This window comes from Aureimonas sp. OT7 (assembly GCF_014844055.1).
In the GTDB taxonomy this organism is placed as follows: domain Bacteria; phylum Pseudomonadota; class Alphaproteobacteria; order Rhizobiales; family Rhizobiaceae; genus Aureimonas; species Aureimonas altamirensis_A.
The window spans coordinates 2,832,635-2,846,463 of record NZ_CP062167.1; the positions used below are offsets into that span (position 1 = coordinate 2,832,635).

Here is a 13,829-nt window from a genome sequence, read left to right on the forward strand (position 1 = left end):
AAATGCGAATCGTCTCCGGGAGGCAGGATTTATCATGAAACCGGGCCTGGGCCGCTTTACCCGCACCATCGTCGCGTTTGCGGCCGCCTTGGCGACGGTTGCCTTGCCGCCGGTCGCGGAGGCACAGCAGCGCAGTCGCCTGCCCGTCGTGCGCGATGCCCAGATCGAAGGGTTGATCCGCGATTATGCCGAACCGCTCCTGGCGGCGGCCGGCCTGCAATCGAACCGGGTGGAGATCGTTCTCGTCAACGACCTGTCCTTCAACGCCTTCGTGGCAGGGCGGCGCATCTTCATCAATACCGGTACGATCCTGAATTCCGAAACCCCCAACGAGACCATCGGCGTCATCGCGCACGAGATCGGCCATCTGGCCGGCGGCCACCAGGAGCGCCTGCGGGACCAGTTGGCGCGGGCCCAGGTGATCGCCGTCGTGGCCGGGCTCCTGGGTGCGGGCGTCGCCGTGGCCGGGGCAGCCGGCGGCTCGTCCGCCGCGGCCGGGGCCGGCAGCGGCATCATGATGGGCGGCGGGGGCCTCGCACGGCGCGGCCTGATGTCGTACCAGCGGACGGAGGAGATCACCGCCGACCGATCGGCCCTCACCTATCTGCGCAAGACGGGACAGTCGCCGAAGGGCCTTCTCGACAGCTTCGACGGGCTCCTGCGCAACAACATGCTGTCGGGGCGCGGCACCGACCGCTATCTCAGCTCCCATCCGGCGCCGCAGGACCGGATCGGATTTCTTCAGACGGCCGCGCGCGAAAGCCCTTACTTCGACCGCAAGGACCCGCCCGAGCTGCAGTTGCGGCACGATCTGGCCCGCGCCAAGATCGCAGCCTACAACGGCGGCGCGACGCTGGTGCGGCAGACGTTCGGCCGCGACCTGCACAGCCAGCCGGCGCTATACGGCGACGCCATCGCGACCCAGTTGTCGGGCGTGCCGTCGGGTGCGCTTGCCAAGATCGACCGGTTGATCCAGCAGAGTCCGCGCAATCCATGGTTTTATGAGGTGAAGGGCGAAATCCTGATGGAAGCCGGGCGCGGCAAGGAAGCGGCAGCGCAGTTCCGCCGGGCGGTCGAACTGGCGCCGGGCCGATCCGGCCTTTTGCAGGCATCCATCGGACAGGCGCTCGTGACCTCGGGAGACCCGTCCCAGATGAAGCAGGCGATCACCGAGATCCGCCGGGGCCTCGACCTGGAGCCGAACAATTACAACGCCTATCGCTTCCTCGCCATGGCCTATGGCCAGACCGGAGATGTCGGAGCGGCGGAGCTGGCGACGGCCGAAGGCTATTGGCAGGCGGGTAATTTCCGCGAATCCAAGGTCTTCGCGGCACGCGCGCAACAAAAGTTCCGTCCCGGCACGCCGCAATGGCAGCAGGCGCAGGATATCATCCAGACACGTTGACCGCGCCGGCGGCCTGGCCGCCGCGACGCCTGACAAGGACGAACGCTTTGAAGCTCCATCACCTCCTGGCCGTTACCGCGCTCGGCCTTGCCCTTCCGCCGTCCGCCCTGGCGCAAGGCTTCGATGCGGCGCAGAAGCAGGAGATCGGCGAGACGGTGCGCGAATACCTGATGGCCAACCCGGAAGTCCTGGTCGAGGTGATGGGCGCACTCGAGCAGAAGCGGAATGCGCAGTCCCGCGAAACCCGGAAGCAGGCCATCGCCGAGGTGGGCGACGCGCTGTTCGCCACGCCCGAAGGCGCGACGCTCGGCAATCCGCAGGGCGACGTCACGCTTGTCGAGTTCTTCGACTACAATTGCGGCTATTGCAAAAGGGCTCATGCCGACATGCAGGCCCTGGTGGAGTCCGACCCTGAATTGCGCGTGGTGCTGCACGAGATACCCGTCCTGGGGCCCGAATCCGTGGCTGCAAGCCGCGTCAGCCTGGCTTTCCGCAACCTGCATCCCGACAAGTACGGTGAGTTCCAGTCGCAGCTCCTGATGTCCCGCAGCACCGCCGACGAGGCGCGTGCCATCGAGGTGGCGGTGGGCCTCGGTGCAGGCGAGGCCGATATAAGGGCGGCGATGGCCACGCCCGCCATCGAGGCGGAGCTCGATGCGGCAGCCCGAATGGCCGTCTCGCTCCAGATCAGCGGCACGCCCTCCTACGTCATCGGTGACGAAATGGTGCCCGGCGCCGTGGGCGCCGATGCGCTGGCCGACAAGATCGCCAATGTACGCGCCTGCGGCAGCGCGACCTGCTCCTGACGCAATCGCTCTTCCCATAACGCCCTGAAACGCTTTATACGGCGCACATCACAATTGCATGGGCTTCTCAAGGATAAGAAATGTCGAAAGAAGACAACGCCGTGGACCGCTCCCTCATCCGTGAACTGGCCGATATCCTCAACGATACCGACCTGACCGAGATCGAGGTCGAGCAGGGCGAGCTTCGCATCCGCGTTTCGCGCCAGAAGGAATATGTCGCGGCAGGCGGTTACATGGCCGCCGTGCCGCAACAGTATGCGCCGCAGCAGATGGCCCCGGCACCCCAGGGCGCCGCGCCCGCGGCGGCGCCGGCGCCAGCGGCTTCCGGGCCGGAGGTCGGCACGGTGCCCTCGCCCATGGTCGGCACGGTGTATATGGCTTCCGCGCCTGGGGCCAAGGCCTTCATCGAGGTCGGACAGCAGGTCAAGGAAGGCGATACGCTGCTGATCATCGAGGCGATGAAGACGATGAACCAGATTCCGTCACCCCGTGCCGGCGTGGTCAAGCGCATCTGCGTCGAGAACGGCCAGCCGGTCGAGTATGGCGAAGCCCTCGTCGTCGTGGCCTGAGGTGTCCATGTTCAACAAGGTTCTAATCGCCAATCGCGGTGAGATCGCCTTGCGGGTGCTGCGCGCCTGCAAGGAACTCGGGATACCCACCGTGGCCGTCCATTCCACCGCGGACAACGGCGCGATGCACGTGCGTCTTGCCGACGAAAGCGTCTGCATCGGCCCGCCGCCGGCACGCGACAGCTACCTCAACATCCCCCAGATCCTGGCTGCCTGCGAAATCTCGGGGGCCGATGCCGTGCATCCCGGCTATGGCTTTCTGTCGGAGAACGCACGTTTCGCCGATATTCTGGAAGCGCATAACATCACCTTCATCGGTCCGCGCGCCAGCGACATCCGCACCATGGGCGACAAGATCGAGGCCAAGAAGACGGCGCAAGCCCTGGGTATCCCGGTCGTGCCCGGCTCTCCCGGCGCGGTTACCGACGATGGCGAAGCCATGCGTATTGCGGCCGATATCGGCTTCCCAGTCCTGATCAAGGCTTCGGCCGGCGGCGGTGGCCGTGGCATGAAGGTGGCCCGCACGCCGGAAGACTTGTCCATGGCGCTTGCGACGGCCCGGGCGGAAGCCGGCGCGGCCTTCGGCGACGACGCCGTCTACATCGAAAAGTACCTCGGCAAGCCGCGGCACATCGAAATACAGGTCTTCGGCGACGGCGAAGGCAATGCGATTCACCTTGGCGAGCGCGATTGTTCGCTCCAGCGCCGGCACCAGAAAGTGTGGGAAGAGGCGCAATCGCCGGCCCTCACCGATTCGCAGCGCAAGGAGATCGGCGAAATCTGCGCCAACGCCATGCGCAAGATGAAGTACCGGGGCGCCGGCACGATCGAGTTCCTGTACGAGAATAACGAGTTTTATTTCATCGAGATGAACACCCGCCTCCAGGTGGAGCATCCGGTGACCGAGGCGATCACCGGGCTGGACCTCGTCCACGAACAACTGCGCGTCGCCGCCGGCCAGGGATTGTCCCTCACTCAGGATCAGGTGACGTTTTCCGGCCACGCGATCGAGTGCCGCATCAACGCGGAAGACCCGGTCACTTTCGCTCCCTCGCCCGGCCAGATCACCTACTACCACGCACCCGGCGGCATCGGCACGCGGATCGATTCGGGCGTTTATCAGGGCTATACGATCCCGCCCTTCTACGACAGTCTCATCGGCAAGTTGATCGTGCATGGCCGCAACCGGCAGGAATGCCTGATGCGTCTGCGCCGCGCCCTGGACGAGATCATCGTGGATGGGGTGAAGACGACGCTGCCGCTGTTCCAGCGGCTCGTGGACAACCCCGACATCCAGGCCGGAAACTACGATATCCACTGGCTGGAACACTATTTGTCGGGTGGCGCGAAAGCGGGCTGATCGGCCTATCCCGGAGCCCAAGCGACATGGTTTCGATCACGCCTGAGCTTCTCCTTCGGGCCTATGCCAGCGGCATATTTCCCATGGCCGAATCCGCGACGGACCGGTCGATTCACTGGATCGACCCGTCCGAGCGGGGCATCATTCCCCTCGATGGCCTGCACATCGCGCGCCGGCTGGCCCGCACCATCCGCAGTCAACCCTTCGATATCCGCTTCGACACGGCCTTCCCGGCCGTGGTGGACCGTTGCGCGGAACCGCAGCCCGGCCGCACCGAAACATGGATCAACCGGACGATCCGCGATCTCTACCTTCAACTGTTCCGCATGGGGCACGCCCACAGCGTCGAAGCCTGGGAGGGCGACGACCTTGTCGGCGGCCTCTACGGCGTCAGCCTGGGCGGCGCATTCTTCGGCGAAAGCATGTTCTCCCGCCGCAGTGACGCATCCAAGATCGCGCTTGCCTATCTGTGCGCCCGGCTTCGCAAGGACGGCTTCGTGCTGCTGGATACGCAGTTCTTGACGGCGCATCTGGCCAGCCTCGGCGCAATCGAGGTTTCGCGGCGGCGATACCACGCCCTCCTCGCCGCGGCGCTGGAGGTCGATGCCGCCTTCGATGCAGGCGACGCCCTTACGCACGAAGACGTTATGTCCCGTTGAATGGGTCGGAACTGGAGAGGTCAGAACTTCAGGGCAAGGCCCGCACGGATCGAATGCTCGTCATAGCCGGACGAGATCGTGACGTTGCCGATGTCGTAATCGCGGCTCTGGAAGTCCGTGTAGCGATACTCGATCCGCGATGTGACATTGTCGCGCAAGGCAGCCTCGACGCCCGCGCCGACCGTCCAGCCGAGATGCGTTGCGCTGTCGCTGGAGCCGTCGAGGGTCAGTTCGTTGTTGGCGACCGCAAGCCCGGCCGTCGCGAACATCAGGATCGGATCGCAGGCGATGCCGACACGGGCGCGCAGCGAGCCGGGCGCTGGAGGTCATTGCCGCCTTCGATGCAGGCGACGCCCTTACGCACGAAGACGTTATGTCCCGTTGAATGGGTCGGAACTGGAGAGGTCAGAACTTCAGGGCAAGGCCCGCACGGATCGAATGCTCGTCATAGCCGGACGAGATCGTGACGTTGCCGATGTCGTAATCGCGGCTCTGGAAGTCCGTGTAGCGATACTCGATCCGCGATGTGACATTGTCGCGCAGGGCAGCCTCGACGCCCGCGCCGACCGTCCAGCCGAGATGCGTTGCGCTGTCGCTGGAGCCGTCGAGGGTCAGTTCGTTGTTGGCGACCGCAAGCCCGGCCGTCGCGAACATCAGGATCGGATCGTAGGCGATGCCGACACGGGCGCGCAGCGAGCCGAAAGCCGTGGAGCTTTCGTCGATGGGAACGCCGGTCGAATAGGCAAGCCCGCTGCCGTCGACATCGCTGGCGCCGACATCGGCTTCCAGGCCATAGACCAGCCGTTCACTCTGCAGATTGTAGCCGGCATAGACGCCGCCGATGAAGCCGTCCGCGCGGAACGTGCCGCCTGCCGGATTGTCGAAATCGGCGCGGCTGTAGCCCACGAAACCACCGGCATAGGGGCCCGCCCAGGTATAGACCTGCGGCCCGTCATCGACCAGCACGGCGGCAGGGTCGCCGACATCGGCCGCCAGCACCGGTCGGCTCAGGCCGGCCAGTGCGATCATGCAGAACAAGACAGGCAGGCGGTTCATCGCCAGGCACTCCACGCAAGCTTCACGCAAGCTCGACGAAAGGAATATTTAAGAACTCGGTCATCCGGCGCAATTGCAGACGGGAGACACATGGGCAAAATCCGCGCTTGGTCACGAATGCCGCCGCTGTCGGCTGCAATCGCGCCGCAGGCGGCTTATATGAAGGGTTCCAGACGCGCCCGATATAAGATGCGACATGAAGCCTGACGACGAACTCCTTGAAGACGATACCGAAAGCGAAGATGAGATCGCCGAGGAGCTCGCGGATTCGGAGGTCAGGGCGCGTCCGGCCATCCAATGGGACGATGGTGGATCGGCGGTCGATCATGGCCTTCGCGGCGCCGAACTGATCGCCGCCTTCGCGCGGCGGCTGCCCAACTCGCCCGGCGTGTACCGCATGTTCGACCATGCGCACGAGGTCCTCTATGTCGGCAAGGCGCGCTCGCTGCGCAAGCGGGTGGCCAATTACACGCGTCTCGGCGGGCATACCAACCGCATAGCCCGCATGATCCGGGCAACGACCCATATGGAATTCGTCACGACCCGGACGGAGACGGAGGCGCTGCTGCTGGAGGCGAACCTCATCAAGAGGTTGCGCCCGCGCTTCAACGTGCTTCTGCGCGACGACAAATCCTTTCCGTACATACTCGTACCGGCCGATCACGAGGCACCCGCCATCCTGAAGCACCGGGGAGCGCGCGCGCGCAAGGGCCAGTATTTCGGGCCCTTCGCGTCGGCGGGGGCGGTTGGGCGCACGGTCAACGCGCTGCAGCGCGCCTTTCTTTTGCGGACATGCACCGACAGCGTCTACCAGACGCGCACCCGCCCGTGCCTGCTGTTCCAGATCAAGCGTTGCTCAGGCCCCTGCACGGGGGAAATCTCGCTTAGCGACTACGCGCGCCTCGTCGACGAGACGAAGGACTTTCTATCCGGGCGTTCGACCCAGGTTCGCCAATCCCTTGCCTCGGCGATGCAGGATGCGTCCGCCGACCTGGATTTCGAGCGCGCGGCCATCTACCGCGACCGCCTGTCGGCCCTGTCCCACATCCAGAGCCACCAGGGGATCAACCCGCAAGGCGTCGACGAGGCCGACGTGTTCGCCATGCACCAGGAAGGCGGCCTGACCTGTATCCAGGTCTTCTTCTTCCGCACGGGACAGAACTGGGGAAACCGCGCCTATTTCCCGAAGGCCGATCCGAGTATCGAACCGGCGGAGGTGCTGTCCGCGTTCGTGGCGCAGTTTTACGACGACAAGCCTCCGGCGGCGCAGGTGATGCTGCCCATCGAGGTGGAAGAGCAGGATCTGCTGGCCGACGCCCTGTCGGCGCGCGCCGGCCGGCGCGTGCGCATAAGAGTACCGGCGCGCGGCTCCAAACGCGACCTCGTCGACCATGCCGCCGCCAACGCCCGGGAAGCGCTGGGCCGTCGCCTTGCCGAGACGTCGACGCAGGGGCGCCTTCTGGAAGGCCTGCGCGAGACGTTCAAGCTCGCCTACACGCCGCGCCGCATCGAAGTGTTCGACAATTCCCACATCATGGGCAACCAGGCTGTCGGCGCGATGGTCGTGGCAGGGCCGGACGGCTTTGCCAAGAACCAGTATCGCAAGTTCAACATCCGCTCGACCGAGATTACGCCGGGAGACGATTTCGGCATGATGCGCGAGGTGATGTCGCGGCGTTTCGCAAGGCTCATCAAGGATCACGGCGAAGCGGGCCCGGTCGCCCCGCCCGAAGACCCCGAAAGCGCCGCGGAGGCGGACATGCCCGCCTGGCCGGACCTTGTCCTCATCGATGGCGGCAAGGGCCAGGTTGCGGCGGTCCGCGAAATCCTGGAGGGGCTCGGCATCGCCGACAAGGTCACCACCATCGGCGTCGCCAAGGGCGTGGACCGTGACGCCGGGCGTGAACGCTTCGTCATACCGGGTCGGGAAAGCTTCACCCTGCCCCCGCGCGATCCAGTCCTGTATTTCGTTCAGCGCCTGCGGGACGAAGCGCACCGCTTCGCCATAGGCACCCACCGCGCGCGCCGCTCCAAGGAATTGACGCGCAACCCGCTCGACGAGATCGCCGGGATCGGGCCGGCGCGCAAACGCGCCCTGCTGCAGCATTTCGGAACGGCCAAGGCCGTCTCCCGCGCGGCCCTGAGCGACCTGCGCAAGGTGGACGGCATTTCAGAGGCCATGGCGCGGCTGGTCTACGATCATTTCAACGGCGGCTGAAGATCGACTTCCATGCCTTGACGTATGGCCCCACGAGCGGTTCAAAGGGCCAACGAACTGCGGACGGTAACCATGGCATCCAAGGCACTCAACCTGCCGAACATCCTGACGTATGCGCGCATCATCGCGGTGCCGCTGGTCGTCCTGTGCTTCTTCGTGGAGGGGCGGCTGCACGGGTCCGACACGGCGCGCTGGTGGGCTGTCTTCCTGTTCGCCACGGCCAGCCTCACCGACTGGCTCGACGGCTATCTGGCGCGCGCATGGCAACAGACCTCGACCATCGGCCGCATGCTGGACCCCATCGCCGACAAGCTTCTCGTGGCGGCCGCGCTTCTGGTTCTGGCGGCCGACGGCACCATTGCCGGCTGGAGCATCTGGGCCGCCATCGTGATCCTGTGCCGGGAAATCCTCGTATCCGGCCTGCGCGAATACCTGGCCGAGCTGAAGGTGAGCGTTCCGGTGACGCGGCTGGCCAAGTGGAAGACGGCGGCGCAGATGGTGGCCATCGCCTTCCTGCTGGCGGGCCCGGCCGGAGACCAGATTTTCCCCTATGTCACGGAACTCGGCATATTCTTCCTCTGGATCGCGGCGCTGATCACCCTTTATACCGGCTATGATTATTTCCGAGCGGGCCTGCGCCATATCGACGTCTGACCGGGAGGTCGCGCCATGAAACTCGCCTATTTCGCATCCATCCGGGAGCGCATCGGCCTTGCCGGCGAGGATGTTTCCCTGCCGGCCGACATCGGCACCGTGGCCGACCTGATACGCTGGCTGGAAGGCCGCGGCGAAAATTATGCGCAGGCCCTGAAGACGCCCCAGCTCGTGCGTGTCGCGCTAGATCATGAGCATGCACGGCACGATGCGCCGCTGGCCCGCGTTCGGGAAGTCGCGTTCTTCCCGCCGATGACGGGGGGATGACATGGCACTCGTCCGCGTCCAGGCCGAGCGCATCGATTTCGCGCAAGCGGCGTCCACGCTGCCCTCCGACGGCTCGTTCGGCGCGCTGGTCAGCTTTACCGGATACTGCCGCGACGAAGCCGGGCGCCTCGCCGCGCTCGAGATAGAGCACTACCCGGGCATGGCAGAAGGGCAGATCGGCAAGATCGCCGAATCCGTCGCCGCACGCTGGCCGCTGGCCGGCTGGGCCATCATCCATCGCTTCGGCATGATTCTGCCCGGCGAGGAGATCGTCTTCGTTGCCTGCGCTTCGCAGCATCGGCAAGCCGCCTTCGAGGCCGCGTCCTGCATCATGGATTTCATGAAGACCGAGGCGCCGTTCTGGAAACGCGAGCATCTCGTGGATGGCAGCGTAGGCGCATGGGTAGAGGCCCGCGATACCGACGCCGCCGCAACGGACCGATGGCACAGGCTTTGAGCCGCAGCCAGCATTGCGGTTGTGAAGGCCCGCGCCGTCTGGTAGCGACATCGGTGCCGGTTTCCGCAAGGAATTGAAAGGGAATCCGTAGCTGGCCTCAAGGCCGGCCAAACGGAACTGCCCCCGCAACTGTAGGCGGTGAGCGCCGCGCGATTTCGTCACTGGGGATCCCCCGGGAAGGCCGCGCAAGCTTCGACCCGCCAGTCAGGAGACCTGCCGGCACGAACAGCAACGCGAACTGGGCGGGGTTGCCCAGGAAGGTGTCGACATGGCGAATTTCAATCGGGCCCGCGCCCGGACTTTCATCTCCTCGCTCGCATTGGCGGCGTGCCTGGGCTTCTCTGCCCAGGCTACGGCGCAAACGACCTATCCGCTGACGCTGCAAAACTGCGGTGTCGATATCCGGTTCGAGGCCGTGCCGGACAGCGTCGTCGCCGTCGGCCAGGCCGTCACCGAGATTCTTTATTCGCTCGACTTGCAGGAGAAGGTTGCCGGCACGGCAGTCTGGTTCACCGACGTCCTTCCGCAATTCGAGGAGGCAAACGCCGGAATCGAGCGCCTTGCCGACAACGATCCGAGCTTCGAAAGCGTCGTCGCCAAACGTCCGGGGCTGGTTGCCGCGCAATATGAATGGCATGTCGGCCCTCAGGGCATCGTAGCGACTCGCGAGCAATTCTCCGATCTTGGCATTCCCACCTATATCCTGCCGTCCGACTGCGTCGGCAAGGACAACACCGCGGGCTCCGATGGAACGCGGACCGCCATGTATTCCATGGACACTCTCTACCAGGGCATTACGGAGCTCGCCGACATTCTTGCCGTACCCGAGCGCGGCCGGGCCCTGGTGGCCGACCTGCGCAACCGGGAAAGCACGGCCATCGAGACGGCACAGGCGCTGGGGATGGACGATGTCAGCGCCATGTTCTGGTTCTCCTCTCCCGAGCTTTCGGGGGATCCGTTCGTTGCCGGAAGCAAGGGGCCTCCCGCAACGATGATGGATGCGCTTGGGCTGCGCAATATCATCGAAAGCGACGAGGAGTGGCCCCTCGTAAGCTGGGAAACCATCGCCCGCGCCGACCCATCCATCATCGTGGTGGCCAGCATGGACCGGCGCCGCTTCGAGGCCGACGACTACGAGAAGAAGCTGGAGTTCCTGCGCACCGACCCGGTTGCCAGCCAGATGGACGCGGTCCGCAACGATCGTATCGTCGTGCTGGACGCGCATGCGATGGACCCTTCCATCCGCAACATCGCGGCACTGGAAACCCTTGCCGACGCCTTGTCCAAGCTCGACGCACGGTGACGGCAGCCGGTATCGCAAGGGCGCGGCCCGCGACGCCCATTGCCTGGGCGGGCGCGGGCGTCGCGATCCTGACGGCGGCGATCCTTGCCGGTATAATCATCGGTGAAACGCCCTTGCCGCCGTCGCTTGTCGGCTCCGTCCTCGCCAACAAGCTTTTCGGCGCCGCCCATGCGGTGGACGCCATCGATTCCGGTATAGTCTGGAACTACCGCATGCCACGCACGCTGGTTGCCGCGGCATGCGGTGCCGGGTTGGCGCTGGCCGGCGTGGTCCTGCAATCTTTGGTGCGCAACGCCTTGGCAGACCCCTATCTTCTGGGTGTTTCGGCGGGCGCTTCCACCGGCGCCGTCGCGGTGACGATCATGGGAGTCGGGGCTGGCGCCATCGGCCTTTCGGCCGGGGCTTTCGCGGGGGCGGCGCTGGCGTTCCTTATGGTCGCCGCCCTTGCCCGTGCGGCGGGCGGCGGGCCGGCGCAGATGGTTCTTGCGGGCATTGCCGGCTCGCAATTGTTCAACGCTCTCACCTCTTTCTTCATCGCCCGCTCGGCCAATGCGGAACAGGCGCGCGGTATCATGTTCTGGCTGCTGGGCAACCTGTCCGGCGTGCGCTGGCCCGACGTTTCGCTTGCAGCACCGGCTGCGGCGCTGGCGCTGGTGGTCTGCCTGTGGTGCGCGCGCGGTCTCGATGCCTTTTCCTTCGGCTCGGAAGCGGCATCCTCGCTCGGTATCGATGTCCGGCGCATTCGAATCGCCCTCATCGGCGTCGTCACGCTGACAACCGCCATCATGGTCAGCCTGGTCGGCTCGATCGGCTTCGTCGGACTGGTCGTCCCTCATGCCGCACGCTTCATCGCCGGTGTGCGGCACCGCCGGCTCATCCCCGCTTCGGCGCTGCTGGGAGCGGTTTTCCTGATCGCCGCCGATATCGTGTCGCGCATGCTGATCCCCGGCCAGGTCGTTCCGATCGGCGTCGTGACCGCCCTTGTCGGGGCACCGGGCTTTGCGCTGATCCTCGTGCGCAGGCGCATGCGCCCATGAGGGTAGAAGCCAGGGATCTCCACTGGGCCGTCGGTGGCAAGCCGATCGTCTCCGGCGTCAGCCTCGACATCGCGCCCGGCGAGACGCTTGGCGTCGTCGGGCCGAATGGGTCCGGCAAGTCGACGCTTCTGCGCCTTTTGGCTGGCCTGCTGCCTTCGAATGGCGTTGTTCTGGACGGCAGGCCGGCGTCAGGCTTCACGCGGCGGGATCTGGCGCGAAACCTTGCCTTCGTGGCCCAATCCTCCGATACGGAGGAAGCGCTGACGGTCCGCGATTGCGTGGAACTGGGCCGCACACCCTGGCTTGCGCCCTTTGCGGCGCCGAGCGCGGCCGACCTTGAGATTATCGCGCAATCCATAAGCGCCGCGGGCCTCGACGGGTTCGACACCCGTTTCTGGAGCACGCTGTCGGGCGGCGAGCGCCAACGCGTGCACATTGCGCGCGCCCTGGCGCAGCGCCCGCGCCTGCTGCTCCTGGACGAGCCGACCAACCATCTCGACATTCACCATCAGATGGAAGTGCTGCGGCTCGTCTGCGCGCTGCCGGTCACGGTGGTCGTGGCCTTGCACGATCTTAACCAGGCACTGGGATGCGACCGGCTGGCGATCATGGAAAAAGGGCGGCTCGCCGCATTGGGCAGGCCGGCCGACGTTTTGACCGAAGCGCGCCTTGCATCGATCTTCCGGGTCGGCAGCCGTACCCTGACCGACCCGAGCGACGGGCACCGCGTCTACCGCTTCATTCCGCTGGATCGCAGATAGCAGAACGCCCGCCCGGCAAGGCCGGACGGGCGTACATCATGCCGGAAGGACGAAGCCTTCAGCCGACGATTTCGGTCTCGGCGAACCAGTAGGCGATCTCCTGGCTGGCCGTCTCGGGCGCGTCGGAGCCATGAACCGAGTTTTCACCGATGGAGACGGCGAAAGACTTGCGGATCGTGCCCTCTGCGGCGTCGGCCGGATTGGTTGCGCCCATGACTTCACGGTTTTTCAGGATGGCGTTCTCGCCCTCCAGAACCTGCACGATCGTGGGGCCGGAGGTCATCGTCTCGACCAGTTCGCCGAAGAAGGGCCGCGCCTTGTGGACTGCGTAGAAGCCTTCGGCCTCGCGCTTGCTCATCCAGACGCGCTTGGAGGCGACGACGCGCAGGCCGGCTTCTTCCAGCTTCTGCGTGATGGCGCCCGTCAGATTGCGCCGCGTCGCGTCCGGCTTGATCATGGAGAACGTGCGTTCGATAGCCATATGGCTTTCCTTCCGATGGAATATGAGGGAAAAGATGCCGCTCCATACAGTGCGGGCCGGCCATCGGCAAGGGCTGGCCCGGCGATCCCGAAGACCGGCAGTCAGGCTGCCGCGACGCGCCGCCCCTCGCCGTCATAGAGGTCCAGACACCTCTCGAACCACTCCATCACGCGGTCATCCGGCTTCAGCGGGCGGAACGGCGATACGACGCGCAGCCACTGAAACGCCCCGAAGACGATATGATCGGCAAAGCCCGGTTCCCGCCCGCTCAGGAAGGGCTGGACCTTCAACGTGGCGCGCAGCGGGTTCAGGGCTTGCGAGAACGCCGCGACATGGGCTGGATCCCGGTGCACGACCTCTTCCAGCTTCATGCCGAAGAAGGCTTCCCGCGTACGACGGAAGTGCTCCTTGTCGGCATCGTCGAGCAGCGAATAGATGTCCATCAGCGCCACGGAGGTGACGAAGGGGTGCAGCGTACGCTGCGACCAGCTTTCCACCAGCCGTGCCAGCCCACGCCCGATTTCGCTGCCGAACAGGGGCCGGCCGTCCGGGTAATTGGCTTCCAGATATTCGGCTATGGCGAAGGAATCCTGCACGACGTCCTTGCCGTCGCGCAGCACGGGCACCGTCCGGTCGAACCCGTTTTCGACATGCCGGACACTGGTGAAGGGCACGGGAACCGTCTCGAAATCCAGCCCCTTGTGCCGCAGGGCCAGCCGGATCTTCCAGCAGTGGGGTGAAAATGGCCGGGTCTCGTCCTGGCCCACCAGTTCGTACAACAAGATGCTCATGCCGC

The 13,829-nt window shown here is 65.4% G+C and carries 16 protein-coding genes and 1 riboswitch; of the genes, 12 read left to right on the top strand and 4 right to left on the bottom strand.

Annotated features, from left to right (window positions below; all coding sequences use genetic code 11):
• Positions 1–34: 34 nt before the first annotated feature.
• The 5 genes from IGS74_RS13520 (at position 35) to aat (ending at position 4,799) form a co-directional block, all read left to right on the top strand.
• Positions 35–1,405 (top strand): M48 family metalloprotease, encoded by a 1,371-nt coding sequence (locus tag IGS74_RS13520; protein WP_192386808.1) that lies wholly within the window; start codon positions 35–37, stop codon positions 1,403–1,405.
• A 47-nt stretch (positions 1,406–1,452) separates the two neighbouring features.
• On the top strand, positions 1,453–2,211 hold the full coding sequence (locus IGS74_RS13525) for a DsbA family protein (protein ID WP_246722555.1): 759 nt from the start codon (positions 1,453–1,455) through the stop codon (positions 2,209–2,211).
• 80 nt (positions 2,212–2,291) lie between these two features.
• The gene (accB, locus tag IGS74_RS13530; RefSeq protein ID WP_192386812.1) at positions 2,292–2,780 is read left to right on the top strand and encodes an acetyl-CoA carboxylase biotin carboxyl carrier protein; all 489 of its coding nucleotides are present in this window, start codon (positions 2,292–2,294) and stop codon (positions 2,778–2,780) included.
• Between the two features lie 7 nt (positions 2,781–2,787).
• The gene (gene accC / locus IGS74_RS13535; protein ID WP_192386814.1) at positions 2,788–4,140 is read left to right on the top strand and encodes an acetyl-CoA carboxylase biotin carboxylase subunit; all 1,353 of its coding nucleotides are present in this window, start codon (positions 2,788–2,790) and stop codon (positions 4,138–4,140) included.
• 26 nt (positions 4,141–4,166) lie between these two features.
• A complete protein-coding gene (gene aat / locus IGS74_RS13540) occupies positions 4,167–4,799 on the top strand; it encodes a leucyl/phenylalanyl-tRNA--protein transferase (protein ID WP_192386816.1) in 633 nt (210 codons plus the stop codon).
• Positions 4,800–4,819: 20 nt separating this feature from the next.
• On the opposite strand, the gene IGS74_RS13545 is transcribed toward aat, so the two are convergent.
• Positions 4,820–5,107, bottom strand: a complete 288-nt coding sequence (locus IGS74_RS13545) for an outer membrane beta-barrel protein (protein ID WP_281413066.1) — start codon at positions 5,105–5,107, stop codon at positions 4,820–4,822.
• Positions 5,108–5,204: 97 nt separating this feature from the next.
• Positions 5,205–5,855 carry an outer membrane protein gene (locus IGS74_RS13550; protein ID WP_192386820.1) on the bottom strand — a complete coding sequence of 217 codons (651 nt, stop codon included), beginning with the start codon at positions 5,853–5,855 and terminating at the stop codon, positions 5,205–5,207.
• Positions 5,856–6,051: 196 nt separating this feature from the next.
• Between IGS74_RS13550 and uvrC the strand changes: the two genes are divergently transcribed.
• The 7 genes from uvrC to IGS74_RS13580 all read left to right on the top strand — a co-directional run bounded on the left by uvrC (position 6,052) and on the right by IGS74_RS13580 (position 12,552).
• Positions 6,052–8,073, top strand: coding sequence for an excinuclease ABC subunit UvrC (gene uvrC, locus IGS74_RS13555; RefSeq protein ID WP_192386822.1), 2,022 nt, complete (start codon positions 6,052–6,054; stop codon positions 8,071–8,073).
• A 72-nt stretch (positions 8,074–8,145) separates the two neighbouring features.
• Positions 8,146–8,727, top strand: a complete 582-nt coding sequence (gene pgsA / locus IGS74_RS13560) for a CDP-diacylglycerol--glycerol-3-phosphate 3-phosphatidyltransferase (protein WP_039193508.1) — start codon at positions 8,146–8,148, stop codon at positions 8,725–8,727.
• A gap of 15 nt (positions 8,728–8,742) precedes the next feature.
• A complete protein-coding gene (gene moaD, locus IGS74_RS13565; RefSeq protein WP_192386824.1) occupies positions 8,743–8,994 on the top strand; it encodes a molybdopterin converting factor subunit 1 in 252 nt (83 codons plus the stop codon).
• Position 8,995: 1 nt separating this feature from the next.
• The gene (locus IGS74_RS13570; RefSeq protein ID WP_192386826.1) at positions 8,996–9,451 is read left to right on the top strand and encodes a molybdenum cofactor biosynthesis protein MoaE; all 456 of its coding nucleotides are present in this window, start codon (positions 8,996–8,998) and stop codon (positions 9,449–9,451) included.
• Between the two features lie 40 nt (positions 9,452–9,491).
• Positions 9,492–9,687, top strand: a riboswitch (cobalamin riboswitch).
• 32 nt (positions 9,688–9,719) lie between these two features.
• Complete coding sequence (locus IGS74_RS20295) at positions 9,720–10,754, top strand: ABC transporter substrate-binding protein (RefSeq protein ID WP_246722556.1); 1,035 nt, start codon at positions 9,720–9,722, stop codon at positions 10,752–10,754.
• Between the two features lie 38 nt (positions 10,755–10,792).
• On the top strand, positions 10,793–11,791 hold the full coding sequence (locus tag IGS74_RS20300; RefSeq protein WP_246723152.1) for an iron ABC transporter permease: 999 nt from the start codon (positions 10,793–10,795) through the stop codon (positions 11,789–11,791).
• Positions 11,788–12,552: an ABC transporter ATP-binding protein gene (locus IGS74_RS13580; RefSeq protein WP_192386828.1), complete on the top strand. Its 765-nt coding sequence runs from the start codon at positions 11,788–11,790 to the stop codon at positions 12,550–12,552. Before IGS74_RS20300 ends, IGS74_RS13580 begins: the two co-directional genes overlap by 4 nt.
• A gap of 58 nt (positions 12,553–12,610) precedes the next feature.
• Here the strand turns inward: IGS74_RS13580 and ndk are convergent, their stop codons facing one another.
• Both ndk and IGS74_RS13590 read right to left on the bottom strand, forming a co-directional pair.
• A complete protein-coding gene (gene ndk / locus IGS74_RS13585) occupies positions 12,611–13,033 on the bottom strand; it encodes a nucleoside-diphosphate kinase (protein ID WP_039193500.1) in 423 nt (140 codons plus the stop codon).
• A gap of 101 nt (positions 13,034–13,134) precedes the next feature.
• Entirely contained in the window at positions 13,135–13,824 is a 690-nt protein-coding gene (locus IGS74_RS13590) for a glutathione S-transferase family protein (RefSeq protein WP_192386830.1), read from the bottom strand.
• Positions 13,825–13,829: the final 5 nt, after the last annotated feature.

Coding starts and splice junctions, on each gene's coding strand:
- IGS74_RS13520 (WP_192386808.1), top strand. CDS start 35: ATGAAACCGGGCCTGGGCCGCTTTACCCGCACCATCGTCGCGTTTGCG.
- accB (WP_192386812.1), top strand. CDS start 2,292: ATGTCGAAAGAAGACAACGCCGTGGACCGCTCCCTCATCCGTGAACTG.
- accC (WP_192386814.1), top strand. CDS start 2,788: ATGTTCAACAAGGTTCTAATCGCCAATCGCGGTGAGATCGCCTTGCGG.
- aat (WP_192386816.1), top strand. CDS start 4,167: ATGGTTTCGATCACGCCTGAGCTTCTCCTTCGGGCCTATGCCAGCGGC.
- IGS74_RS13550 (WP_192386820.1), bottom strand. CDS start 5,855: ATGAACCGCCTGCCTGTCTTGTTCTGCATGATCGCACTGGCCGGCCTG.
- uvrC (WP_192386822.1), top strand. CDS start 6,052: ATGAAGCCTGACGACGAACTCCTTGAAGACGATACCGAAAGCGAAGAT.
- pgsA (WP_039193508.1), top strand. CDS start 8,146: ATGGCATCCAAGGCACTCAACCTGCCGAACATCCTGACGTATGCGCGC.
- moaD (WP_192386824.1), top strand. CDS start 8,743: ATGAAACTCGCCTATTTCGCATCCATCCGGGAGCGCATCGGCCTTGCC.
- IGS74_RS13570 (WP_192386826.1), top strand. CDS start 8,996: ATGGCACTCGTCCGCGTCCAGGCCGAGCGCATCGATTTCGCGCAAGCG.
- IGS74_RS20295 (WP_246722556.1), top strand. CDS start 9,720: ATGGCGAATTTCAATCGGGCCCGCGCCCGGACTTTCATCTCCTCGCTC.
- IGS74_RS13580 (WP_192386828.1), top strand. CDS start 11,788: ATGAGGGTAGAAGCCAGGGATCTCCACTGGGCCGTCGGTGGCAAGCCG.
- ndk (WP_039193500.1), bottom strand. CDS start 13,033: ATGGCTATCGAACGCACGTTCTCCATGATCAAGCCGGACGCGACGCGG.
- IGS74_RS13590 (WP_192386830.1), bottom strand. CDS start 13,824: ATGAGCATCTTGTTGTACGAACTGGTGGGCCAGGACGAGACCCGGCCA.